The organism is Catellatospora vulcania, assembly GCF_009720385.1.
Taxonomy (GTDB): Bacteria; Actinomycetota; Actinomycetes; order Mycobacteriales; family Micromonosporaceae; genus Catellatospora; species Catellatospora vulcania.
In genome coordinates this window covers 154,256-178,547 of the sequence record NZ_ML769308.1, presented here as the reverse complement: position 1 = coordinate 178,547, position 24,292 = coordinate 154,256, and the positions used below count along the sequence as shown (strand labels likewise).

General features: G+C 73.3%; 22 protein-coding genes. 12 read left to right on the top strand and 10 right to left on the bottom strand.

The window, feature by feature from the left end:
• The first annotated feature begins 30 nt into the window (after positions 1–30).
• Positions 31–1,083, top strand: a complete 1,053-nt coding sequence (locus tag F6W97_RS16715; protein ID WP_155371264.1) for a hypothetical protein — start codon at positions 31–33, stop codon at positions 1,081–1,083.
• 154 nt (positions 1,084–1,237) lie between these two features.
• Here the strand turns inward: F6W97_RS16715 and F6W97_RS16710 are convergent, their stop codons facing one another.
• The 4 genes from F6W97_RS16710 to F6W97_RS16695 form a co-directional block, all read right to left on the bottom strand.
• Positions 1,238–1,741: a DUF1990 family protein gene (locus tag F6W97_RS16710; RefSeq protein WP_155371263.1), complete on the bottom strand. Its 504-nt coding sequence runs from the start codon at positions 1,739–1,741 to the stop codon at positions 1,238–1,240.
• 72 nt (positions 1,742–1,813) lie between these two features.
• A complete protein-coding gene (locus F6W97_RS16705) occupies positions 1,814–2,374 on the bottom strand; it encodes a Rieske (2Fe-2S) protein (RefSeq protein ID WP_230686734.1) in 561 nt (186 codons plus the stop codon).
• Positions 2,374–2,928: a DUF6529 family protein gene (locus tag F6W97_RS16700; protein ID WP_155371262.1), complete on the bottom strand. Its 555-nt coding sequence runs from the start codon at positions 2,926–2,928 to the stop codon at positions 2,374–2,376. The genes F6W97_RS16705 and F6W97_RS16700 overlap by 1 nt, the downstream gene beginning before the upstream one ends.
• A 55-nt stretch (positions 2,929–2,983) precedes the next feature.
• Complete coding sequence (locus tag F6W97_RS16695) at positions 2,984–3,667, bottom strand: hypothetical protein (protein ID WP_155371261.1); 684 nt, start codon at positions 3,665–3,667, stop codon at positions 2,984–2,986.
• Positions 3,668–3,879: 212 nt separating this feature from the next.
• Here F6W97_RS16695 and F6W97_RS16690 point away from each other — a divergent pair, with 212 nt between their 5' ends.
• From F6W97_RS16690 to F6W97_RS16675, 4 genes are all read left to right on the top strand, one after another.
• A complete protein-coding gene (locus F6W97_RS16690; RefSeq protein ID WP_155371316.1) occupies positions 3,880–5,523 on the top strand; it encodes an adenylate/guanylate cyclase domain-containing protein in 1,644 nt (547 codons plus the stop codon).
• A complete protein-coding gene (locus F6W97_RS16685) occupies positions 5,520–6,188 on the top strand; it encodes a Crp/Fnr family transcriptional regulator (RefSeq protein WP_155371260.1) in 669 nt (222 codons plus the stop codon). The genes F6W97_RS16690 and F6W97_RS16685 overlap by 4 nt, the downstream gene beginning before the upstream one ends.
• A 103-nt stretch (positions 6,189–6,291) precedes the next feature.
• Positions 6,292–6,846, top strand: coding sequence for a protealysin inhibitor emfourin (locus F6W97_RS16680; RefSeq protein WP_155371259.1), 555 nt, complete (start codon positions 6,292–6,294; stop codon positions 6,844–6,846).
• Positions 6,847–6,921: 75 nt separating this feature from the next.
• Entirely contained in the window at positions 6,922–8,556 is a 1,635-nt protein-coding gene (locus tag F6W97_RS16675) for a RecQ family ATP-dependent DNA helicase (protein ID WP_155371258.1), read from the top strand.
• A gap of 51 nt (positions 8,557–8,607) precedes the next feature.
• On the opposite strand, the gene F6W97_RS16670 is transcribed toward F6W97_RS16675, so the two are convergent.
• Together F6W97_RS16670 and F6W97_RS16665 are read right to left on the bottom strand one after the other, a co-directional pair.
• Positions 8,608–9,972 (bottom strand): thrombospondin type 3 repeat-containing protein, encoded by a 1,365-nt coding sequence (locus F6W97_RS16670; RefSeq protein ID WP_155371257.1) that lies wholly within the window; start codon positions 9,970–9,972, stop codon positions 8,608–8,610.
• 178 nt (positions 9,973–10,150) lie between these two features.
• Positions 10,151–11,599, bottom strand: coding sequence for an MFS transporter (locus tag F6W97_RS16665; protein WP_155371256.1), 1,449 nt, complete (start codon positions 11,597–11,599; stop codon positions 10,151–10,153).
• A gap of 155 nt (positions 11,600–11,754) precedes the next feature.
• Between F6W97_RS16665 and F6W97_RS16660 the strand changes: the two genes are divergently transcribed.
• Complete coding sequence (locus F6W97_RS16660; protein ID WP_155371255.1) at positions 11,755–13,011, top strand: NAD(P)/FAD-dependent oxidoreductase; 1,257 nt, start codon at positions 11,755–11,757, stop codon at positions 13,009–13,011.
• 129 nt (positions 13,012–13,140) lie between these two features.
• On the opposite strand, the gene F6W97_RS16655 is transcribed toward F6W97_RS16660, so the two are convergent.
• Entirely contained in the window at positions 13,141–14,037 is an 897-nt protein-coding gene (locus F6W97_RS16655; RefSeq protein ID WP_155371254.1) for an alpha/beta hydrolase family protein, read from the bottom strand.
• Positions 14,038–14,133: 96 nt separating this feature from the next.
• The gene (locus F6W97_RS16650; protein ID WP_230686733.1) at positions 14,134–14,889 is read right to left on the bottom strand and encodes an enoyl-CoA hydratase family protein; all 756 of its coding nucleotides are present in this window, start codon (positions 14,887–14,889) and stop codon (positions 14,134–14,136) included.
• A gap of 118 nt (positions 14,890–15,007) precedes the next feature.
• On the opposite strand from F6W97_RS16650, the gene F6W97_RS16645 reads away from it, so the two are divergent.
• The 3 genes from F6W97_RS16645 (at position 15,008) to F6W97_RS16635 (ending at position 19,001) form a co-directional block, all read left to right on the top strand.
• Complete coding sequence (locus tag F6W97_RS16645) at positions 15,008–16,510, top strand: succinic semialdehyde dehydrogenase (RefSeq protein WP_230686732.1); 1,503 nt, start codon at positions 15,008–15,010, stop codon at positions 16,508–16,510.
• A gap of 20 nt (positions 16,511–16,530) precedes the next feature.
• A complete protein-coding gene (locus F6W97_RS16640; RefSeq protein WP_155371251.1) occupies positions 16,531–18,312 on the top strand; it encodes an AMP-binding protein in 1,782 nt (593 codons plus the stop codon).
• A gap of 80 nt (positions 18,313–18,392) precedes the next feature.
• Entirely contained in the window at positions 18,393–19,001 is a 609-nt protein-coding gene (locus F6W97_RS16635; RefSeq protein ID WP_155371250.1) for a fasciclin domain-containing protein, read from the top strand.
• Positions 19,002–19,053: 52 nt separating this feature from the next.
• On the opposite strand, the gene F6W97_RS16630 is transcribed toward F6W97_RS16635, so the two are convergent.
• Positions 19,054–19,674 (bottom strand): isochorismatase family protein, encoded by a 621-nt coding sequence (locus tag F6W97_RS16630; RefSeq protein WP_155371249.1) that lies wholly within the window; start codon positions 19,672–19,674, stop codon positions 19,054–19,056.
• Positions 19,674–20,867: a CaiB/BaiF CoA transferase family protein gene (locus F6W97_RS16625; RefSeq protein ID WP_155371248.1), complete on the bottom strand. Its 1,194-nt coding sequence runs from the start codon at positions 20,865–20,867 to the stop codon at positions 19,674–19,676. Before F6W97_RS16625 ends, F6W97_RS16630 begins: the two co-directional genes overlap by 1 nt.
• 53 nt (positions 20,868–20,920) lie before the next feature.
• On the opposite strand from F6W97_RS16625, the gene F6W97_RS16620 reads away from it, so the two are divergent.
• The 3 genes from F6W97_RS16620 to F6W97_RS16610 are packed head-to-tail and all read left to right on the top strand — an operon-like array spanning position 20,921 to position 24,191.
• Entirely contained in the window at positions 20,921–21,808 is an 888-nt protein-coding gene (locus tag F6W97_RS16620) for a hydroxymethylglutaryl-CoA lyase (protein ID WP_230686731.1), read from the top strand.
• 44 nt (positions 21,809–21,852) lie between these two features.
• The gene (locus F6W97_RS16615; RefSeq protein ID WP_155371246.1) at positions 21,853–23,343 is read left to right on the top strand and encodes a class I adenylate-forming enzyme family protein; all 1,491 of its coding nucleotides are present in this window, start codon (positions 21,853–21,855) and stop codon (positions 23,341–23,343) included.
• Positions 23,340–24,191, top strand: a complete 852-nt coding sequence (locus F6W97_RS16610; RefSeq protein ID WP_155371245.1) for a DUF4437 domain-containing protein — start codon at positions 23,340–23,342, stop codon at positions 24,189–24,191. The genes F6W97_RS16615 and F6W97_RS16610 overlap by 4 nt, the downstream gene beginning before the upstream one ends.
• Positions 24,192–24,292 lie beyond the last annotated feature (101 nt).

The window sequence follows — 24,292 nt, the reverse complement described above, 5'->3', positions numbered from 1 at the left end:
TTACCGTCCCGTCACGGAAAGGTATCGGACATGCCAAGACCGACTCGCGTGCTCTCCACCCTGGTGGGGATCGTCGCCATGCTCGGCACACTCCTGGCCGCCGGCACGCCCTCGCAGGCTGCGGTGCCCAACCGGTTCGGCTTCGTCCTGTGGAACGGCGCGGCGGTGGTGCCCGCGGGCACCTACCCGGCGGCCACCACGGTCGTGCCGCTGGCCGTAGGCCGCTACCAGGTCACGTTCCCGGGCCAGGCGTTCCCCGGGGGCGTCGTGCACGTCACCGCGATCAGCAACGGGCCACGCTGGTGCCAGGCGGAGGCCTGGGGCCCGTCGGGCGCCAACGAGATCGCGATCATCCGCTGCTACCGGGTGGGCGGGGTGCCCGACAACAGCGGGTTCAGCGCCATCTTCTCCGCCAGCTCCGGCCCCGGCGCATCCGGGCCCTACGGCTACGTGGACACCCAGCCCACCGGCGTGATCATCAGCCAGTACAACGCGGCGGGCGCGGCCAACCTGGTCACCCCGCTGGGCGTGGGCCAGTGGAGCGTGAAGTTCCCGAACATCGGCTCCGGCGGGCCGGTCGACGGCAGCGCGCAGGTGACCGCCGTCGCCACCGTCGGCACCCGCTGCAAGATCCGCAACTGGACCTCGACAGCCCCCCAGCAAGAGGTCATCGTGTTCTGCTTCAACTCGGCGGGCGCGCTGGTCAACAGCCGCTTCACGGTGACGTACCAGCAGAAGGCGTCGCTCTACGGCGCGGGCTTCCCGCCGCAGTACTTCGGCTACCTCTGGAACGCGCCACCGGTCGGCCCCGCGTTCACCAACTTCAACTCGGTGCTCGGCTACAGCGCGAACACCCTCATCGCGGCAGGCCCCGGCCTGTCCCTGGTCACCTTCCGGCAGATCGGCTTCGCGCCGCTGACCGTGCAGGTCACCGCGTCCGGCTCGAACTCGAACTTCTGCGGCCTGAACTTCCCGTGGACGATCGCGGGCGCCGACCTGTACGTACGCGACGTCAGCTGCTACACCAACGCCGGCGCCGCCGTGAACACCGGCTTCACCGTCAGCGCCACCTCCCGCCTCTAGCAGGCCCGCGGCCACGCCCGGCTCCCTACCGGGCGTGGCCGCCGTCCGTCCCGAGGCGGGCCCGCGGCCACTGCAGTTTCGGGGAAATTGCAGGTATGCCAGGCCCAGTGGGTGCAGTTTCCCCGAAACTGCAGACCGAATCGCGGCGCGGGCGTCAGGCGCGGGGCAGGACCAGGCGGCGGAGGGCGCGGGCGAGGAGGCGGGCGTAGGCGTGCTGGAAGGCGATGACGATCGGGCCGGCCGCTCGGGTGTACCAGCGGGCGGGGCGGCTGAACGCGATCACCGAGTACCACACGGATCCGTTGATCAGCTCGACGAGGAAGGCCTCCTCGCCGCTTTCGGGGTGGCCGGGCAGGGTGCCGTAGGCGAACCCGGCGCGCTGCGGGCCGTCCTCCACCCATACCACCAGGCAGGGTGCGGGGATGCGCAGCGAGCCGGCGCCGAGGCCGGAGGTGACCGCGAGCCCTTCGACCGCGCGGGGCCCGTCGGCGGTGATGCGCACCCCGACCGCGCGCTGCGGCGCGAACGTCAGCACCGCCTCCGCGGCGGCAGCCATCACCGACGCGTCGCCAATGCGGGTGCGGTACCGCAGATGGTGGTACCCGCGCGGCAGGTCGCCGTCCCGCGTGGCCCCGACCTCGGCGTAGCTGAAGCTCATCACATCCCTCGCGTTAAGAAGGGCACCTTCTTCTACGAATAACGATAAGAAGGTGCCCTTCCTTCGGCTACGTCAGGTGCGGTAGACGCCGGTGGCGTCGGATTTGACGCGGATTTCGCGCAGCGGGCGGTTCGCCGGGCCGCCGGCGACGGAACCGTCGGTGGCGCGGAAGCGGCTGCCGTGGCAGCCGCATTCGATGACGCCGTTGCTGATGCTGGTCACGATGCAGCCCTGGTGGGTGCAGACGGCGGAGAAAGCTTTGAAGACGCCGGCCTGCGGCTGGGTGACGACCAGGCGTTCGGCTTCGAGCACGACGCCGCCGCCGACCGGCACGTTGGCCGTTTCGACCAGTGGTTTGGCAGCCGGTGGAGCCGCGGCGGTCGCCCCGGGGCCGGTCGTGCCGGGGGCCGGGTCGCCGGGGCCGGTGGTGCCCGGGGCGGGGTCAGCCGGGCCGGTCGTGGCCGGGGCGGGCTCGGGCAGCGGCTCCGCGGTGGTGTTCTCGCCGTAGGTCTGGCAGCCCGCCAGCAGTGCGGCCGCACCGACCGCGCCGGCCAGCACGGCCCGCCGCGAGGCACAGCCGGCCGCGCAGGCGACGGTGGTCGCGACGTCGTGCATCTCGGTCTCCCCGGTCATCAGAAACGCACCCCGATCGTGGTGAAGTACCAGAAGGACGAGGTCAGCCACAGTCCCATCAGGAGGGTGAACACCGCTCCACCCAGTAGCGGCAGGGTCCAGCCGGGCAGCCCGCGCTTGGGCAGGCTGAGCATCTTCACCGTGAACGCGCCGAAGAAGAAGCAGCCCAGCAGCGAGTGGGCCAGGGTGCGGGTGTCGTAGGTGGCGAAACCCAGCGCGTACAGGCAGTGCACTGCCACGGGCACGGTCAGCAGGAATGCGATCCGGCCCGACCAGCGGTGCAGCGGCCCGATCCAGGACGGCACGTGCTCGCCGAACTTGCCCCACATCGCGAACGCGCTGACCAGCTGCACCAGCGCGAGCAGCGCCGCCCCGCTGGCCAGCCAGACCTTCACCGTCTGCGGGCCGGAGAACCCGGCCACGTTCACCGCGATCCCGGTCGGCGTGTGCACGCTGCCGTACACGCCCAGGGTCACCGTCACCACCGCGCCGAGCAGCAGCGGCACGTACAGCCCGGTCGCCGAGACCCTGGCGCGTCTCGTGGTCTCGCTCATGCCTTCTCCTCGGTGCGCTCGTCGACGAATTGTCGGTCCATGTCGCGGCCTGCCCTCAGTTGCCGGAAAGGGCGCCGGTGACGGGTGCGGCGGTCAGTGCCGCGCCCTCGACGGTGACCGCGCCGGTGCCGGGGTCGATCGCGGGTGCGGGCTGCGGCACGTCGTCGACGGTGACGACACCGACCTGGCGGCCGTCGGGCAGCACGATCCAGCCGCCGACGACCTTGGCGTTGCGTACGGTCGCGGTGGCGCGGTAGAGGCCGGACGGCTTGGCGACCGCCTTGACGGTGAAGGTCCACTTGCGGCCGTTCGCGGTGACCGTGCCGGTGGCCTTGCCGCCGCCGAAGGTGCCGGTGAGCTTGGCGCCGTTCTTGCCGGTCAGCGCGAGCTTGCCGGCCGCGGCGGTGCCCTGCAGCCACACCTCGGCCTTCTTGCCGTCACACAGGTACGCCACCGCGACGCCGTCGGTGACCGCGATCGCGATCGTCGCGCCGCCGCCGTCCACGGTGCCCGCCCAGGTCGCGTTCACCTTGGCCACGGGTGCCGCGGACGCCTCCGCCGACGGCGCGGCCGAGGGCGGCGCGGACGCCGCGGGCGCGGTCGTGGCCGGCGCGGCGCCGAACCCGGCCGGGTCCGGGTCGCCGCCGCCGCGTGCGGTGACCGTCAGGTTCACGGTGATCAGCACGGCCGCCAGCGCGAGTCCGGCCAGCAGGGTGATGAGAGGCCCGTTGCGCTTCATGGTCAGCTCCTAACGCCGCCGGACAACACCGGCGACGGGTCCAGCCAACCGCGTGCGCGGGCGGGAGTCTGCGTACTAGTCCACACAGCGGATTCGCGACAGTGCTGCGACGGTCCCGGCGGGCGTAGGGTGTCGGCGTGTCGCGGCCCTTCCTGTCCCCCGCCGTCCAGCCGGTGCGCGCCCTGGTCTGGCTGCTGCACCTGGCGCTGCCGATGGCGGGGCTGTGGCTGCTGCTGGCCGTGCCCGGCGCGGACATCTCCTGGCACGACTCGCACAGCCACTTCTGGCTGGTGCTGGTGGTCGCCGCGGTGAACGTGGTGCTGGGCATCCGGATCTCCGCCGTGGCGCGCCGGCGGGCCGACGCGCGGCTGCTGCTGGTGTCGCTGGCGTTCCTGGCCAGCGCCGGGTTCCTGCTGCTGCACGCGCTGGCCACGCCCGGCGTGCTGGTGCACCACGCCTCCGTCGGCTTCGACCTGTCACAGCCGGTGGGTCTCGCCGTCGCGGCGGTGTTCGCGCTGGTCTCGTCGCTGCCGCTGGAGGGCGCGCGGGGTGCGGCGGTGCTGCGCGCCCGCCTGTGGCTCCAGGCCGGGCTGTGGGCCCTGATCCTGGGCTGGGGCGTGGTCGAGCTGCTGGACCTGCCGCCGCTGAGCGCCCGGCCCGGCCCGCGCGACGTGCAGGGCGCGATGGCCTGGGTCACCGCGGCCACGGTCGTGCTGTACCTGGTCGCCGCGCTGCGCTACTTCGCCATGCACCGGCGCAAGCCCGCCGCCATGCTGATCAGCATCGTCACCGCGTTCACCCTGCTGGCCGAGTCGAGCGTGGCGGTGCTGCTGGCGTACAAGTGGCAGCTGTCCTGGTGGGAGTGGCACCTGCTGCTGGCGTTCGCGTTCGGCTTCGTCGCCTACAGCGCCTACGTGCAGTACGGCCGCGAGGGCGGCAGCGCGGGCCTGTTCGACGCGATCACCCTGGACCAGACCGCCCGCGCGATCCGCGCCGAATACGGCGCAGCCCTGGAAGAACTGGTCACCGCGCTGCAGGAGCGCGAGCGCACCGGGGCAGCCGCGGGGCCGGTCGCCGCCCGGCTGGCCGAGCGGTTCGGGCTGACCGAGGGCCAGACCGCGGTGCTGGACCGGGCTGCCGCGGCCCTGTCCGCCGAGCGGGAGGTGTCACGCACGCTGGGCACCCTGTTCCGGCACTACCTGTCGCCGGACGTGGCGGCCGCGCTGCTGGCCGACCCGGACCAGGCCGCGCTCGGCGGCGAGGTGGTCGAGGTGACCGCGCTCTTCGCCGACCTGCGCGGCTTCACCACGTTCTCCGAAGGCGTCGAGCCGGCCGAGATCGTACGGATGCTCAACCGCTACCACGGCGTCGCCGTCCCGGCCATTCTCGACAACGGCGGCACCGTGGTGCAGTTCGTCGGCGACGCCCTGCTGGCGCTGTTCAACGCCCCGGCGCGGCAGCCCGACCACGCGCTGCGGGCGGTACGGGCCGCGCTGGCGATGCAGCGCGGCGTCGACGAGATTGCCGCCGGGCACCCCGACTGGCCGCGGTTCCGGGTCGGCGCGAACACCGGCCCGGCGCTGGTCGGCAACATCGGCAGCGAGCAGCTGCGCGGCTTCAACGCGATGGGCGACGCCGTCAACGTCGCCGCCCGCCTGCAGACCCTCGCCGAGCCCGGCCAGGTCGTCATCGGCGAGGCGACCCGGCTGGCCGCCGGGGACGCGATCACCGCCGCGCCGCTGGGCGACCTGCCGGTCAAGGGCCGGATCGCCACGGTGCGGGCCTACGCCGTCACCGGGATGCACGTCGCTCGGGCCCGCACCCATGTCGGCGAGCGCAGCGAGGAGAAGGCGTGAGCGGGGACTTCTGGAGCTTGCTGACTCCCGCCGAGCAGGAGCAGTTCACCCGGCGCAGCGCGCTGCGCCGGTGGAGCCGCGGCGAGGTGCTGTGCCGGGAGGCGGACCGCTCGGACTGGGTCGCCATGCTGCGCGCCGGGCGGGTCAAGGCGTCCTCGCACACCGCCGCGGGCGGCGAAGTCGTGCTCGCCGTACGCGGGCCGGGCGCGCTGCTGGGCGAGCTGTCCGCGGTGGACCGTGCCCCGCGTTCGGCGACGCTGACCGCGCTGGAGCCGGTGACCGCGCTGGTCATGCCGCTGCCGGAGTTCGAGGCGTACCTGCAGGCCCACGGCCGGGTCGCGTTCCTGCTGATGCGGCTGCTCACCGAGCGCCTGCGCGACGCCGACCGCAAGCGGGTCGAGTTCGGCGCGCAGGACAGCACCGGCCGGGTCGCGGCCCGCCTGGTCGAGCTGGCCGAACGCTTCGGCCGTCCCGACGGCGACGTGATCGCCATCGCGCTGCCGCTGTCGCAGGACGAGCTGGCGGGCTGGGTGGGCGCGTCCCGGGAGGCGGTCAGCAAGGCGCTGGGCGTGCTGCGTGCCGCCGGCTGGATCCGCACCAGCCGGATGTCGGTGACGGTGCTGGACATCTCGGCGCTGCGGGCGCGCGCCGGCCTGCCCGGTTGACTTCGCCCGCGGCCGCCATCGGCGCTGATCGCAGCCGGTCGGCGGGTCGGCCCCACGGCCGCGCGGCGGCGGTCTGCGGACCAGGGTGCATAGACTGGCGCACATGGCTGAAACCACGCCGCAAGGCAACCGGCCCGCGATCCGGGCCGTCCCATCACCCATGACCTTCCTGCGCACCGCCTTCCTGGCCACCGCCGCCGCCGGCGCGCTGGCGCTGCTCACCGCCGCCTGCGCGCCCGTGGGCGGCGGCACCCCGGCGGACACGGCGAAACCCGGCGCGACGTCCGCACCCAGCCCCGCGTCGGTCAGCGTGCACCGCACCGGCGGCTTCGCGGGCGTCGACGACCAGATCACGGTCGACCCGACAGGCGGGTGGACCGCCACGGACCGTGCCAGAGCCCGCAAATCGGGTGAACTGACCACTTCGGAGCAGGAGCAGTTGCAGACCCTCGCCGCCGATCCCCGGCTGGAGACCGAGGCCGTTCGCCCCACCGCGCCGACCAAGTGCGCCGACGCCTTCCAGTACACGGTGACCGTGGATCGGACGGGCGACAACAGAACGGTCACCGTCAGCTTCGCCGACTGCCCGGGTGACGAAAATCTGCCAGAGGCCGCCGCCGCGATAGCGAACCTGGTCACGGGCGCTGTCGACAGCTGATCTTCATCCATACGCGTCTACGGACGGCATACCGGTGACGTTTGCGTGTCGCCCGAACTGGTTAGAGTCGCGGCGATGATGTTCTTATTCCGCTCCCTGCGCCTGCGCCGCGCCGCCCGCGACCACTTCGGCTGGAACCGGTTGCGGCCCGCGCAGCTGGACGCCATGCGCGCCCTGCTGCGCGGCCGCGACGCGGTGGTGGTGCTGCCCACCGGCGGCGGAAAGTCGGCCGTCTACCAGGTCACCGCGTCCCTCCTGAAGGGACCGACGGTGGTGATCTCGCCGCTGCTGGCACTGCAGCAGGACCAGATCGCCAACCTCAACGACCGGGGCAACCCGGCCCTGCGCGCGGTGCGGATCAGCTCCGCGGAGACCCCCGCCAGGCAGGCCGCGGCCCTGCAGGAGCTGCGCGCGGGCACGGCCCGGTTCCTGTTCATCACGCCGGAGCAGCTCAGCTCGCCGGAGCGGATGGCCGAGGTGAAGGCGCTGCGACCCGCGCTGGTCGCGGTGGACGAGGCGCACTGCATCTCGTCGTGGGGCCACGACTTCCGGCCCGACTACCTCACCATCGGGCACCTGATCCGGGGCCTGGGCCGCCCGCCGGTGGTGGCGCTGACCGCCACCGCGTCGCCGCCGATGCGCGAGGACATCATCGCCCGGCTCGGGCTGCGCAAGCCCAAGGTGGTGCTGACCGGGCTGGACCGGCCCAACCTGTTCCTGGAGGCCACCCACTGCCCCAGTGAGGACTACCGCTGGCGGCGGCTGCTCAAGCTGCTGGAGGAGGCCACCCCGCCGGGCATCGTGTACGTGCCGACCCGGCGCGCCGCCGAGGAGCTCGCCCAGCGGCTCACCGACGCGGGCTACGAGGCCACGGCCTACCACGGGGGCATGTCGTCCGGGGTGCGCTCGCGGGCGCACGAGGCGTTCCTCGCCGACCGGGTGCCGATCATGGTCGCCACGTCGGCGTTCGGCATGGGCATCGACAAGCCCAACATCCGCTTCGTCGTGCACATGGCGCTGCCGGACTCCCCCGACAGCTACCTGCAGGAGATCGGCCGGGCCGGCCGCGACGGCGACCCCGCGCACGCGCTGCTGCTGCACCGGGCCGAGGACGTGGCCCTGCAACGCTTCTTCAACGGCGGCGCGCCCGACCTCGCCGAGCTGCGCACCGTCGCCGCCGCCCTGCACAGCGGTCCGGTCTCCAAGACCGCGCTGGCCAAGACCACCGGCTACAACGCCCGCAAGCTCGCCGCGCACCTGAGCCTGCTGGAGCAGGTCGGCGCGGTGGCCACCGGCGTCAAGGGCGAGCTGAGCGTGCCGCGCTTCGCGCCGCTGCCCGACCAGGCGGCCCGCGACGCGATCGCCGAACACGGGCGGTACCAGGCGGGCCAGCGCTCGCGCACCGACATGATGCGCCGGTTCGCCGAGATGCGCGGCTGCCGGGTGCAGGCGCTGCTGGGCTACTTCGGCGAGCAGCTCAACCAGCCCTGCGGGCACTGCGACAGCTGCCACGAGGGCACCTCGGAGGTGCTGTCCGAGGACGTGCCGTACCCGCTGCACAGCACGGTGCGCCACGCGGACTGGGGCACCGGCATGGTGCTCGGCTACGAGAAGGACCGGATGACGGTGCTGTTCGACGAGGTCGGCTACAAGACCCTCGCCGTCGCCGTGGTCACCGCGCAGAACCTGCTGATCCTCGAACGCGGCTGACACCGCCGGACCCGACCGGGGAAGAGAGGGCCGGGCCCGGCGGCGCCAGGTTCAGCAGAGTCCGCCGCAGCCGCCGGTCGGCGGGAACGGAGCCCCGTCCATCGGGTGGGGCAGGTCGTTGGCGTACCTCGGCTGGGCGTGCGTGGTCAGCTTCGGCTCGACCAGGACGTACTCACCGACGTAGTCCGGGTCGATGTTGACGATCACGCTCGGGTCCGGGGCCTCCGGGTTGCCGTCGCCCGGCGGCGTCCAGCCCTGGACCACGTTGATGGCCGCGCCGCGCACCTTGAGCACGCCCTGGATCATCTCCTCGGTGACGGCGACCGGTGCCTGGCTCTCGTCGAAGTAGCCGCCCGACGAGCCCACCTGCGTGCAGTTCTGGCCGTTCTCGTCGCACCGGCTGGTGGTATGCCCGCTCGTGGTGGTGCCGCCCGCCGGGGTCGACGACTCGGAGTGGGTGACCACGGTGCCGGTGACCTCGCCGTCCTCGTCCCGCTTGTAGGTCGTCTTGTCGGTCTGGCTTTCCCTGCTCCCGTCCGGCTCGGTGCGGGTGACCGTGGTCGAGACCGACTCGACCCTGCCGTCCGCGCCGGTGACGGTCGTGGTCTCCGTCTCCACCCGGGTGTCGCCGTCGTAGCCGAAGTCCCGCTCGATGGTCACCACCGGGCCGTTGGAGCCGTCCGGGTTGGTGTACGCGATGTCGGTGGTGCCGGTGTCCTTGTCGACCCTGGTGTGCGCGGTCGAGCCGTCGTAGTACTCGGTGACGTCGCCGAAGCCGTCGTCGTCGCGGGTGTTGTTCTTGACGCCGCCCCGGTTGGCGGCGAACGACGCGCCGCCGCCCGCGCTGATCAGCGAGATGTCGAGGCTGCCCAGCTTGATCCCGGCGGGCAGCCCGCTGCCGCCCGAGCCGGGTAGGTCGAGGCCCAGGGTCAGGCCGTCGCTGTTCGGGTCGAGGCCGAACGCGTCCAGCAGCTTGGCGTCGACGCCCATCCGCGCCAGCGAGTCCTTGCGGGTCGGCAGCGGGAACGACTCCGTCCAGCCGCGGTCGACCTGCTCCCGGAGCTTGATCGTCTCCAGCGGCAGCAGCACGAACACGCCCTGGCCGTACTCGAACGACGGCAGCGACCGGCCGACGGCCAGCTCGGCGAGCAGTTGCGGGGACGGGAAACTGTTGCGGTCGAACGGGTCCGTGCGGGCGACCAGCTCGTCGGCGTCGCAGTAGCCGTCGCCGTCGGAGTCGATGACCCGCCAGGCGATGTAGCACATGCTCAGATCACAGATCTTGACCTGCTGGTACGGGCGGCGCGGTGGTTCCTCCGCCGCGGCCGCGGGCGCGGACAGGGTGACGGCGGCGAGCGTCAGCGCGCCCGCCGCGCCGAGCAGCCTCCGGGCGATGGTGTGGGTTGGGGGTCTCATGGCCCGGATGCTGTCAGCGGTACCGCCTCTGACCCGGCGTTCTGCAAGGTCACCGACACTCCCGCCACCCCGGCCCTAGGGATCTCACCAGGGTCCCCGGGCCTTGATCGCCCGACTTGCCCGGCAGGTGTGCGTATCTTGCGACCTCATCCGCCCGGTTGCCTGGCAACTCGGACGATCACGGGGCCGTGTCGCCGGCGGACAGGGCGGCTGCGGCGTCCGCGTCGTAGCTGCGCCAGGCTCGGAGCACGATCAGGCTGCCGACCACCAGCGGCGCGATGACCACGGCGTACGCCAGGCGCAGCGAACCGGTCGCGTCGGAGGCCTCGCCGATGAGCCAGGGCCCGAGCGCGCCGCCCAGGGTGATCACCGACTGGAGCACCGCGAAGCCCAGTCCGCGCCGCGACGCGGCGACCACGTCGGCGTTGGCGGCGGTCAGGTTCGCGATCGCCCCGGCGAAGCCGACGTTGGCGAGTCCGAAGCAGACCACCTGCGGCACGAACGGGCCGATCGCCACCGCTCCGGCCAGCGCGACCGTGCCGAACAGCAGCGACCAGCCGCCCAGCAGCACCCGCCAGCCGGGACGGCGGCCGTGCCCGCGGTCGCCGAGCCAGCTGCCCAGGCCGATCCCGGCGAGGATGCCGACCAGGCCCGCGCCGCCGCCCACCGCGGCCGCGGCGGCCTCGTCGAGGCCGAATTCGCGCTGGTAGAACGAAGGCATCCAGAAGAACAGGCCGCCCAGCCCGAAGAACAGGATGCTCAGCCCGCTCACCACGGACCGCAGCGTGCGGATGGCCCACAGCTCGCGCACCTGCGCGACCAGTCCCGACAAACCCGCCGAACCCGTGCCGGGCAGGGCCGCCGGTGCGGCCGCGTCCACCGCGCCGCCGCCCGCTGCGGGTTCCGCGCCGCCCGCGGGCAACGACCCGGCAGCCGTCGCCGTGGCGGGGTCGGCGTACCAGGAGCTGAGGCGGTCGCCGACGCCGCGGACCGGCTCGCGCACGGTGAGCATGAGCACCGCGATGACCGCGCCGGGGATCGCGACGAGGAAGAAGCCGGTACGCCAGTCGTACGCCTTGGCCAGCGCACCGCCCGCGATGACGCCGATCGGCAGGCCCGCGAAGTAGGCGGCGCGTTCGAGGCCGTACGCGCGCGCCCGGCTGGGTCCGGGGTAGAGGTCGCCGAGCAGGCTGGACGACGGCGGGTTGTAGAGCTGCCCGGCCGCCCCGAGCAGCACCCGCACCCCGAAGAGCATGGCGTAGGAGCCCGCCAGGCCGGTGCCGAGGGTGAGCACCGCCCACACCGCCACCACGGCGGCGACGGTCCAGGTGCGCCGCCCCGTGTCGGCCAGCCGCCCGGCGGGCAGCAGCAGGAGCACCGCGGCGATCGCCCCGGCGGTGGCGATGGCGCCCGCCGCGCCGTCGTCGAACCCGAACTCGCGCTGGATCGCCGGCAGCGCCCCGGCCAGCAGGTTGTACTCGATCCGGTCGATCAGCGCGACCAGCGCGATGCAGACCGCGGGCCACCAGCCGAACGGGGCGGCGCGGCCGCGGGTCACCCGCACCGGCGGCCGTCCCGGATACGCGGCGATCTCGCGGACCTGCTCATCGACAGCGGGGACGGCCATGCGCCTAACCTCCAGGGCTCGGCCGGGCGGTCCGGCCCGGTGCCGAGCATCCTATGTACGGGAAACAGTGTTTCGCTAGAGGAACCGTGTGCCGCCGATCGACGCACTCCGGCGAAACCCGCTGCGCCGCAGGTGCGGCGGCCTAGCCTGAGGACATGGCGGAACACTGCGACGTGGCCGTCGTCGGCGCGGGCCTGGCCGGTCTGGTCGCCGCCCGGCGGATCACCGAGGCGGGGCTGCGGGTGACCGTGCTGGAGGCGTCCGACGACATCGGCGGGCGGGTGCGCACGGACGCCGTCGACGGCTTCCTGCTGGACCGCGGCTTCCAGACGCTGTGCCCGGCCTACCCGGCGCTGCTGGACGAGTGCGACCTGGCCGACCTGCACCTGCGGCCGTTCACCCGCGGGCTCGCGGTGCACTGGGGCGGGCGCACCCACCAGCTGCGCCCCGGCCCGACCGCGGCGCTCGCACTGGCCGCCGGGCTGGTGCCGCCCGCCGACGGGCTGACGCTGGTGGAGCTGGCGGCCCGGGACACGCTCGGCTCGACCGCGGCGGTGCTGCGCCAGCCCGACCTGTCCACCCTCGACGAGCTGAAGGCGGCCGACCTGTCGCCGGCGACCGTGGACCGGGTGCTGCGGCCGTTCCTGGCCGGGGTGTTCCTGGAGGACCGGCTCGACACCTCGGGCCGTTTCTTCCATCTCATGTGGCGCATGTTCCTGCGCGGCGGGGCGGCGGTGCCCGCCCAGGGCATGCAGGCGCTGCCCCGGCTGCTCGCGGCACGCCTGCCCGCCGGGACGATCCGCACCGGCGCGCGGGTCGACGCGCTGACCCCGCACGGTGTCGCGGTGCACGGCGACGAGGAGATCACGGCGCGGGCCGTCGTGGTGGCGACGGACGGCGCGACCGCTGCGGCGCTGCTGCCCGGCCTGCGCGCGCCCGCCTGGCACGGGGTGACCACGTTCTACCACGCCTGTTTCGGTGCCCCGTCCGCGCAGCCGATGCTGACCGTGGACCCCGGCAGCGGCGGCCTGGTGACCAACACCGTCGTGATGACGGCGGCGGCCGCCGGGTACGCCACCGACGGCCGGGCGCTGATCGCGACGTCCACCCTGGACACGACCACGCCGATCGACGAGCTGGAACGGGCGATCCGGTCCCGGCTGTCCGTGCTGTACGAGGTGCCGACCGACGGCTGGCAGCTGCTGGACGCGTACCGCATCCCGCACGCGCTGCCCGCGATGCCCGCCCCGCACCGGATGCGCCGCCCGGTGCGCCACGGCCTGGGGCGCTACGTCTGCGGCGACCACCGCGACACCAGCTCCATCCAGGGCGCCCTGGTCTCCGGCCGGCGCGCAGCGAACGCGGTGCTGGCCGACCTGGGGGCCCGGGTCTACGCGGCGGGCCTGGTCTGACGCCGACCCCGGCAGCATCCGCCCGGCGCTGCCCGGCGCGACTGCCCGTAACGCGCCCCACGTGGCCGGACGGCGGGATGCCGGGTGCGGTCCGCGATCGGCGGCCGCACCCGGCACCCCCGTGCCCACCTAGGCGACGCCCTCGAAGACGACCTGTGGGTCGCTCGTCGCGCCGGAGCCCCAGACGGCGTTGTATGCCGTGGTGTCCCCCGCCAGGTAGTAGCGGAACCAGTCGGTCAGCACCCGCCGCGTGATCTGCAGCTGGACGGCGCGGGTGATGGTGCCGCTGTCACAGAAGGCCGACGACGAGTCGATGAAGCCGCAGTGGAAGCCGCCGACGATGGTGCGCAACTGCTTGGGCGCGGGCTTGGCCTGGTAGATCGGGCGCTGGTGGCTCGCGATCGGCGCGGTGCCGTCCTTCTCCCCGGCGACCAGCATCATCGGCACGCGCACCGAGGCCGCGGCGGTGGCCGCCGACGGGTTGGTCTCCGCGGCCGCGAGGTTGGCCACCGTGGTGACCGCGGGGTTGCGGGAGGCGGCCAGCACGCTCGCGCCCGCGCCCATGGAGTGGCCGGACAGGCCCAGCCTGGTGGTGGTGATGTGCGCGTTGAACCGTGAGCCCGCCGTGGTGTCCTGCGCGACCAGCCAGGTCAGCTGCGCGTTGAGGTCGTCGGCGAAGGCGCTGTGGCTGGGGAACAGGCTGCCCTGCGAGGTCGGCGCGGCCACCACGAAGCCCCACGAGGCCAGGTGCTGCATGGTGCTGTAGTACTTGCTGACGCTCTGCAGGAAGCCGTGCCCGAACGCGATGGCCGGGAAGCGTCCGGCGGCCACGGCCGCGTTCTGCCCCGCGGCGGCCGCCGGGTAGTAGATCCGGGCGCTGAAGGAGCGGCCGGAGGCGCTGACCGAGGCGTCGACATAACCCACGGCGTACGCGCCCGGGGTGGAGCTGTCGGCCGCGGCGGGCGAGCCGAAGCCCGCCACCCCGGCGGTGATCAGTGCCAGCACGAGGATCGCTCGTCTCAACATCGCTGTTCCTCTCGTAGAGGGAATGGTTCGCACAGTGGAACACCGTTTCCCCACACGAGACAAGAAATGATTTATGCCAACATATCGATATGCAGGTCACGCCGCCCAGGACGGCTTGCGCCGCTGGAGGAACGCCGTCATGCCCTCGACCGCCTCGTCGGTGGCGAACAGCCGCGCCGACTCCTCGGCCAGGCGTTCTCCCTGCTCGTCCAAGGCGCGCCGCACCGCCGCCGTGGTCAGCAGCTTGGACGCGGCCAGGCCCTGCGGCGAGGCGGCGCGCAGCCCGGCCAGCACCTCGGCCAGCAGCGCGTCCACATCGTCGGCGGCCAGGGTGACCAGCCCGCAGGCGACGGCGGCCGGGGCGTCGAACACCTCGCCGGTCAGGTAGTAGCGGGCGGCGGCGCGCTCGGGCATCCGGGTGAGCGTGGTCAGCGAGATCACCGCGGGCGCGACACCCAGCCTGGCCTCGGTGAACGCGAACCCGGACGCGGGCCCGGCCAGCGCGATGTCGCACGCGCCGAGCAGGCCGAGCCCGCCCGCGCGCACCTGCCCGTCCACTCGCGCCACCACCGGTTTCGGCAGCTCGACGATGCTTCGCAGCAGGGCCAGCAGGCGGGCGGCGCCCTCGGCGATCCCGCCACCGGCGGCCTCGGTCAGGTCCGCGCCGGCGCAGAAGACCTTGCCGGTGTGGGTGAGCACCACGGCGCGTACGCCGGGGTCGGCCGCCGCGGCGGTCAGCGCGTCGCCGAGCTGCGCGACGAGCGCCGCGGACAGGGCGTTGCGGTTGTGCGGGGAGTCGAGCGTCAGCGTCGCGACGCCGCGCTCCACGGTCGAGGTCACGAGGTTCGGCACGGCACCCACCCTCATCAGCCGGGCAATAAAAGTCAAGCGCGCTTGATTTATCTTGCGCTGACCTGCGTTGATGCAACGACCCTCTTGCGTTTGCGGCGCGAAGGGCTACCGTGCACGCATGGGCACCCCTCACTGCCGTGGGGCCGACGCCGTCCCGCTGGCGCCGCTCACCGGCGAGCCCCTCCCGCCCGTGCGGCAGTCCACTGCCGACGACGTCGCGCTGGCCTACGTCCGGGCCCGCGCGGCCCAGCGCGGCTGGGCGGCACAACCGCCGCGCGAGCGCGCCCGGCCGGTGCGCCGCTTCGCCGCGCTGCTGCTGCGCCGCCAGGACGAGATCCTCGACCTGGTCCAGCGCGAGACCGGCAAGGCCCGGCTGCACGCGCACGAGGAGGTGCTCGACGCGGCGCTGGTCAGCACCTACTACGCCCGCCGCGCGCCGCGCCTGCTGCGGCCCCGCCGCCGCGGCGGTGCGCTGCCGCTGCTCACGTACGCGGTCGAGGTGCGCCACCCGCTCGGCGTGGTCGGGGTGATCACGCCGTGGAACTACCCGCTGGCGCTCGCCGTCACCGACATCGTGCCCGCGCTGCTGGCCGGGAACGCCGTCGTGCACAAGCCCGACACCCAGACCGCCCGGACCGCGGCCTGGGCCCGGGACCTGATGACCGAGGCGGGTCTGCCCGACGGCGTGTGGCAGCAGGTCACCGGCGAGCCCGCCGACATCGGCGACGCGCTGCTCGACGGCGCGGACCACCTGTGCCTGACGGGTTCCACGGCCGCCGGGCGGGCCGTGGCGACCGGGGCCGGGCGGCGGCTGATCGGCTGCTCACTGGAGCTGGGCGGCAAGAACTCCCTGCTGGTGCGCGCCGACGCCGACCTCGACCAGGCCGCCCATGCCGCCGTACGGGCCTGCTTCGCCAGCGCCGGGCAGCTGTGCCTGTCCGCCGAGCGCATCATCGTGCACGAGCGCGTGCACCAGGCGTTCCTGGACCGTTTCCTGCCCCTGGTGCGCGGGCTCCGGCTGTCCGCCGACCTGGACTACGGCCCGCAGATGGGCTCGCTGAGCCTGCCCCGGGTGCTGGCCACGGTCCGCCGCCACGTCGAGGACGCGACCGGGCGCGGCGCGGTCGTGCTGGCCGGTGGCGCGGCGCGGCCCGATCTCGGCCCGCTGTTCCACGAGCCGACCGTGCTCGGCGGGGTCACCCCGGCCATGGCGGTGTACCGCGAGGAGACATTCGGGCCGGTGGTCGCGGTGTACGCGGTGCCCGGCGACGACGCGGCCGTCGAGCTGGCCAACGACACCGAGTACGGCCTCAACGCCGCCGTGTTCAGCCGGGACACCGGGGCGGCCCGGGCGCTGGCCCGGCGGCTGCGAGCCGGGACCGTGAACATCAACGAGGGCTACGCCGCCGCGTACGCCTCGCACGACGCGCCCATGGGCGGCATGAAGTCGTCCGGGCTCGGCCGCCGCCACGGCACCGCCGGGCTGCTCGCGTACACCGCCGCGCAGACCATCGCCCACCAGCGGCTGAACCTCGCGCCCCCGGCCGGTCCCGGGCAGGCCCGCTACGCCCGCGCGCTGACCGCCGCGGTGCGCGCCATGCAACTGCTGCACCTGCGCTGACCCGATCCGGAGAGGACCCGATGCTCCCCGCAGACCCGCCCGCGACGACGCCGCGTGCCGCGACCCTGTGCGCGGCGTTCCAGGCCACCGCCTCGGTCGCACCCGACACCGTCGCGCTCGGCGCGTACGGCTCCGACACGGAGCTGACCTGGCACGAGTACGCCGAGCGGGTGCGCGCGATCGCGGCAGGCCTGGCCGGGGTGGGTGTGCGCCGGGGGCAGACCATCGCGCTGATGCTCGCCAACCGGCCCGAGTTCCACCTCGCCGACACGGCCGCGATCCACCTCGGCGCGGTGCCGTTCTCGGTGTACAACACCTCCTCGCCCGCGCAGATCGCCTACGTGCTCGGCAACGCGCAGGCCCGGATCGTGATCTGCGAGGCGCAGTACGCGCCGCGCATCGTCGCGAGCGGCGCGGTATACGACCACCTCGTCTGCGTGGACGGCCGGCCCGACGGCACGATCACCCTCGACGAGCTGTGCGCGCTGGCCGAATCCGGCTTCGACTTCGATGCCGCGTGGCGTGCCGTGCAGCCCGACGACCTGCTCACCCTCATCTACACGTCGGGCACCACCGGGCCGCCGAAGGGCGTCGAGCTGACCCACGCCAACCTGCTGGCCGAGGCGGACGCGGTGACCGCGCTGTTCCCGCTGGAACGCGCCGACCACGGGCTGTCCTACCTGCCCGCCGCGCACGTCGCCGACCGGCTGGCCAGCCACTACCTGCAACTGCTCTACGGCGCGCGGATCACCTGCCTGGCCGACCTGACCCAGCTCGGTCCGGCTCTGGCCCAGGTGCGCCCGACGTACTGGGCGGCGGTGCCGCGGGTGTTCGAGAAGATGCGTGCCCGGATAGAGGACGCGCTGCTCGACGCGCCCGTGCCGCGGCGGTGGGCGTTCCGGCTGGCGCTGCGGTGGGGCCGGGGCAGGCGGGGCGGGCCTGCCGCGCGGGTGCTGGCCCGGGTCGCGGACCGCGTGGTGCTCGGCCAGGTGCTGGCCCGGCTGGGCATGGACCGGATGCGCTGGGCGATGTGCGGGGCGGCCGCGCTGCCCGTGCCGGTGCTGGAGTTCTTCCTCGACCTCGGGCTGCCCGTGTGCGAGATCTGGGGCATGTCGGAGACCTGCGGCGCGAGCACGCTCAACCCGCCCGGCGCGATCCGCCCCGGCACCGTCGGCATCGCCGCGCCCGGGGTGCAGGTGCGCCTGGCCGACGACGGTGAGCTGCTCATCCGCGGCCCGCTGGTGTCCCGCGGCTACCATCGCGACCCGGCCCGCACCGCCGAGGCGTTCGACGCCGACGGCTGGCTGCGCACCGGGGACGTGGCCACGATCGACACCGACGGCTACGTGTCGATCGTGGACCGCAAGAAGGAACTGATCATCAACGCGGCGGGCAAGAACATGTCCCCGGCGAACATCGAGGGCGTGGTCAAGTCGGCCTGCCCGCTGATCGGCGCGCTGGTCGTGGTCGGCGACGGGCGGCCGTACAACGTGGCCCTGATCGTGTTCGACCCTGAGGCGGTGGCGTCGCACACCGCGCGGCACGGTGCGGCCACGGTCGCGGACGCGATCGCGGCGGGGGTCGCCGCGGGCAACGCCGAGCTGTCCCGGGTCGAGCAGATCAAGCGGTACGAGGTGCTGGACGCGGTGTGGGCGCCGGGCGGGGACGAGCTGACGCCGACGCTGAAACTGCGCCGGGCGGCGATCGTCCGCAAGTACGCGAGCGTGATCGAGGCGCTGTACCGGACCGGCGCCGAGTCACCCGAAAGAAACTCTCAAAGCGCTCAGAAAGCAGAAAAATAAAAAATCCGGCGATCTGACCAAACCATGCCGAGCCCAGGGCCGAATCCCTCCTGACGTCGTACCGGAGGAAGGACTTCGACATGCTCGGCAAGAAGAGGCTGACCGCGCTCGCGGCCGCCGGCACCTTTGCGTTCACGCTGGCCCTGACGGCCTGCGGCACCGACACCATGGCCACCCAGCCCACAGGCACGAAGACCGCCGCGATGGCCGCGGAGGAGTTCGGGCCCGGCTGCGCGGCCGTACCCAAGGACCCGAACAACCCGGGCAGCTTCGAGGCGATGGCCCAGCAGCCCGTGGCGACCGCGGCCTCGGGCAACCCGCTGCTGTCCACGCTGGTCACCGCAGTGAAGCAGGCCGGCCTGGTGGACACGCTCAACAACGCCGAGGCGGTCACCGTCTTCGCGCCCACCAACGACGCCTTCGCGAAGATCCCGAAGGCCGACCTGGACAAGGTGCTGGCCGACAAGGAACTGCTCACGAAGATCCTGACCTACCACGTGGTGGCCGGGAAGACCGCGCCTGAGCAGCTCGCGGGCACCCACAAGACCCTGGAGGGCCAGGACCTGACCGTGTCCGGCAGCGGCGCCGACTTCAAGGTCAACGACAGCGCGAAGGTGGTCTGCGGCAACGTGCAGACCCGCAACGGCACCGTGTACATCGTCGACACCGTGCTGATGCCGCAGTCCTGACCCGTCAGGACACTCCCCGGCCCGCGCACCGGGCCGGGGAGTCCTCCTGCGTTCAGACCAGCCGGGACAGCGCCTCGGCCAGGCTCACCACGTCGGCGTACTTGGCGTCGAGGTCGAACAGGTTCGCCTCGTGCGGGCCCGGGTCGCGGTCGGCGCAGGCCTCACGCACCACCATCGGCCGGAAGCCGTGCTGCAGCGCGTCCACGGCCGACGCCCGCACACAGCCACTGGTCGAGAAGCCCCCGATGACCAGGGTGTCCACCCGGTTGGCGGTGAGCCAGGCCGGCAGCGAGGTCCCGGCGAACGCACTCGCGTAGTGCTTGAGCACGACATGCTCCCCCGGCGCGGGAGTCACCTCCGCCGGAAACTCCCCCAGCGGGCTGCCCGCGGCGAACGCCGCCAGTGCGGGCACCTTCGCGGCGAACAGCGGAGCCTCGGCGCAACTGGCGTCGGCGTAGCGCACGCCGGTCAGCACCACCGGCAGCCCGGCCGCCCGCGCGGCCGCCAGCAGCGCGGCCATCGCGTCCAGCGCCGCCTGCCCGGTGTTTAGGCGCAGCGGCGAACCCGCCACCGTGTACGCGGCCACCGGGTCGACCAGCAGCACCGCCGGGCGCTCGCCCCAGCCGAGCCGCCGGGCGAACCCGGCCTGCGCGTAGTCGGCGTCCAGCGCCATCAGATGACGCCCCGCTCCCGCAGCTCGGCGCGGTCCTGCGCGGACAGGCCCAGGATGTCGCCGTACACCTCGTCGTTGTGCTGACCGAGCGTCGGCCCGGCCCAGCGCACCGACCCGGGGTCGGCGGACAGGCGCGGGGCGACGTTCTGCATGGGCAGCTCGCCGAAGTCGGGGTGCGGCACGCGCACGATCGCCTCGCGGGCCGCGATGTGCGGGTCGGCCAGCATGTCCTTGGCGGTGTATACGCCACCCGCGGGCACCCCGGCCTCGTGCAGCGCGGCCAGCAGCTTGTCCGCGGGCTGGGCACGCGTCCACGCCGCGATCAGGTCGTCCAGCTCGGCCTGGTGCGCGCCGCGCGAGCCGTGCGTGGCGTACCGCGGGTCGGCAGCTAGCTCCGGCATCCCCATGACCTCGCACAGCCGCCCGAACACGGTGTCCTGGTTGGCGGCGACGAGCACCTCGGTGCCGTCGGCGGTCGGGTAGGCGTTGCTCGGGGCCACGTTGGGCAGCACCGCCCCGGTGCGCTCGCGCTGGTAGCCGGCCACCGCCCACTCGGGCAGCAGCGACTCCATCATGGCCAGCACCGCCTCGTAGATCGCCGAGTCGACGACCTGCCCGACGCCGGTGCGCTCCCGGGCGTGCAGCGCGGCGAGGGTGCCGTACGCGGCGTACGTGGCGGCCAGCGAGTCGCCCAGCGAGATGCCCGAGCGCGACGGCGGCCGGTCGGCTTCGCCGGTGACGTAGCGGATGCCGCCCATCGCCTCGCCGATCGAGCCGAAGCCGGCGCGCGGCGCGTACGGGCCGGTCTGGCCGTAGCCGGTGACCCGGACCAGGATCAGCCGCGGGTTGATCGCGGACAGCTCGGCCCAGCCCAGCCCCCAGCGTTCCAGGGTGCCGGGGCGGAAGTTCTCCAGCAGCACGTCCGCGTCGGCGACCAGGCGGCGTACCAGGTCCTGGCCCTCTTTGACGCGCAGGTTGCAGGTGACGGACTTCTTGTTGCGGGCGACCACCGGCCACCACAGCGACTGCCCGTGCGGCTTCTCCCGGCCCCACTGGCGCATCGGGTCGCCCTTGCCCGGGTCCTCGAGTTTGATGACCTCGGCCCCGAAGTCGCCGAGCAGCTGGCCGCAGAACGGGCCGGCCAGCAGCGTGCCGGTCTCGATCACCCTGATGTCGGATAGTGCGCCTGTCACGGCCGCATCCTATGCTTTGGAAACGCTGTTTCGCTAGAGGAACCGAGGGTGCCGTGGAGATCGTGGAGGTCGGTCCGCGCGACGGGCTGCAGAACGAGCAGACACTGCTGTCCACCGAGGTGAAGGTCGAGTACATCACGCGCGCGCTCGAAGCGGGAGTGCGCCGCATCGAGGCCGTCGCGTTCGCCCACCCGGCCCGGGTGCCGCAGATGGCCGACGCCGAGGCGGTGCTCGCCGCGGTCCCCCGGCGCGCGGACGTGTCCTACATCGGCCTGGTGCTCAACCGGCGCGGGCTGGACCGGGCGCTCGCTTCGGCGGGCGTCGACGAGGTCAACTACGTGCTGGTCGCCACCGACGAGTTCTCCCAGCGCAACCAGGGCATGACCAGCGCGGCGTCGCTCGCCCAGTGGGACGCGGTCGCCGCCGACGCCCGCGCCGCGGGGCTGCGCACCACGCTGACCGTCGCCGCCGCATTCGGCTGCCCGTTCACCGGCGAGGTCTCTGCCGGGCACGTGGCCGGGCTGATCTCCGCCGCGCAGGTAGCTCCGGACGAGATCTGCCTCGCCGACACCATCGGGGTCGGCGTGCCGCGCCAGGTCGCCGCGCTGGTCGCGGCCGTGCGCGAAGTCGCTCCGGACGTGGCGCTGCGCGCGCACTTCCACAACACCCGCAACACGGGGTACGCCAATGCGCTGGCGGCGCTCGACCACGGGGTGCTCGCGCTCGACGCCAGCGCCGGCGGCATCGGCGGCTGCCCGTTCGCCCCGGCCGCGACCGGCAACATCGCCACCGAGGACCTGGCCTACCTGCTGGAGCGCTCCGGGGTCGACACCGGCGCGCATCTCGGCCGGCTGGCCGCGACCGGCACCTGGATCGCCGATCGCCTCGGCATCACCGCTCCGGCCATGCTGGGCCGCGCCGGGACTTTCCCGCCCGGCTGAACCGGCTCTTGCCTCAGAATGGAAACGGTGTTTCCATTCAGGGCATGGTGGATGGGGCGGAGCTCAACATCGCCGGTGGGGTACGGGAGTTCGCCCGTGCCACCCCGGCCGTCACGGCGGTCGTCGACGGCGCCCGGCGGCTGACGTACGCCCAGCTCGACGAGCGTTCCTCCCGGCTCGCGCAGGCGCTGCTGGCCCGCGGGCTGCGCGCCGGCGACCGGGTCGCGGTGCTGCTCGGCAACCGCCTGGAGTATCCCGAGATCGCCGCCGGGCTGGCCAAGGCCGGCCTCGTCCTGGTGCCGCTCAACCCGCGGATGGCCGGGCCCGAGATCGAGTTCATCGTCGGGCACTCCCGCGCCCGCGCGATCTTCGCCGACGAGGCACTGGCCCACCTCGCCCCGGCGCTCGACGTGTCCATCGCCGTCGGCGAGCAGTACGAGCAGGTGCTGGCCGCCGCCGACGCGCGGGACCCGTGGGCGGCCGTGTCCGAGCGCGACCCGTTCTGCGTCGCGTACACCTCGGGGACCACCGGCGACCCGAAGGGCGTGCAGATCTCGCACCGCTCCCGGGTGCTCACCTTCTACGCCGCCGCGCTCGAATGGGGCCTGGGGCCGGGGCGGCGGACCATCGCCGTCGCGCCGATGTACCACGGGGCCGGGTTCGCGTTCGCCTACGCGGCGGTGTTCTGCGGTGGCACGGTCAGCATGCTGCGCAGCTTCGACGCGGGCAACGTGCTGGAGATGATCGCGCGCGACCGGGCGCAGTCGGTGTTCCTGGTGCCCACCCACGCGCAGCTGATCCGCGCGCTGACCGCCGAACCGGCCGCCCACGCCGACCTGTCCAGCCTGGACACCCTCTACTTCAACGCCGCCGCGCTGCCGCGCCCGCTCAAGGAGTGGGTGCTCGACGCGTTCGGCGGCGTCGGCGTGCACGAGCTGTACGGCTCCACCGAGGCCGGTGTGATCACCAACCTGCGCCCGGCCGACGCCCGCCGCAAGGCCGGCTCCGTCGGCCACCCCTGGTTCGCCACGCAGGTGCGCGTCGTCGACGACGAGGGGCAGCCGGTGCCGCCGGGCACCCCGGGCGAGCTGTTCAGCCGCTCGCCGTACCTGATGAACGGGTACCTGGACAACGACGCCGCCACGGCCGCCTGCACGACCCCCGACGGGTTCATGACCAGCGGCGACATCGTGGTGGTCGACGACGAGGGGTTCATCTCCATCGTGGACCGCAAGAAGGACGTGATCATCACCGGCGGCGTCAACGTGTACCCGCGTGACGTCGAGGAGGCCCTGGTCACGTTCCCGGGGGTGGTCGAGGCGGCCGTGGTCGGGGTGCCGGACGAGCACTGGGGCGAGCGGATCGTCGCGCACGTGGTGTGCCGCGAAGCCGTCGCGCCCGCCGACCTCGACGCCCACCTGCGCAGCAGGCTGTCCGGCTACAAGGTGCCCAAGTCGTACGAGTTCCCCGGCGCGCTGCCCCGCAACGCCGCCGGCAAGGTGTTGAAACGACAGTTGAGGAGCGAACCGCAGTGAGAGCGCACGTCGAACTGATCCACGAGGACGACTACATCTGGCACGTCGGCGAGCTGCCGTACGGCGAGGGCAAGGTGCGCGAGCGCCGCCTGTCCGTCGACGAGGAGGACGGCTCGTCCTCGCTGTCGCTGGACTTCCCCGCCGACTGGGGCCGCGGCGGCGGCGTGCCGCACGCGAACACCGAGTTCTACGTGGTCTCGGGCTCGCTGAGCTACGGCGGCACCGAGATCGGGGCCGGCGGCTACGTGCAGGTGCCGCGCGGGGTGCCGATGGACTGGATCAAGGTGCGCGAGGGCAGCCGGGTGCTGCACTGGCGCGAGTACGGCGACTGCGGGTTCGATCCCGGCGCACAGCGGTGGGCCGACGCCGTGGGCGAGGCGACCGTGATCGACTCCAACAAGATGGAGTGGACCGAGGCGCCCAGCGTCGGGCCGCTCACGCCGCTGTACATCAAGCTGCTGCACCGCGACCCGAAGACCGGCTTCTACACCCGGCTGATCCGGGCGAAGAAGGGCTGGACCGACCACCGGCTCGCGCACCACCCCTGCTACGAGGAGTTCTACACCCTCGGCGGCAAGATGGCCTACAACTTCGGCGACATCGACGACGGCACGTACTGCTTCCGCCCGGCCGGGGTCAAGCACGGCCACTTCATCGCCGAGACCGACATCGACTGGATCATCCGGTCGGACGGCGAGCTGATCAACTGGTACACCACCGAAGAGTGGGTCAAGTGGGGCGGCCACGCCGAGAACTACGACGACCACAACCACGACCACCTCCCCGTCATCTCCACCCTCCCCGTCCGCTCCCGCTCCCGCGGCGAGTGGTCCGGCGACGGCATGTGACCCACCCCTGCGGCAAGTCTTAAAGAGTCGGGGGGGGGGGGGGGGGGGGGGGGGGGGGCGGGGGGGGGTGGGGGGGGGGGGGGGGGGGGGGGGGGGGGGGG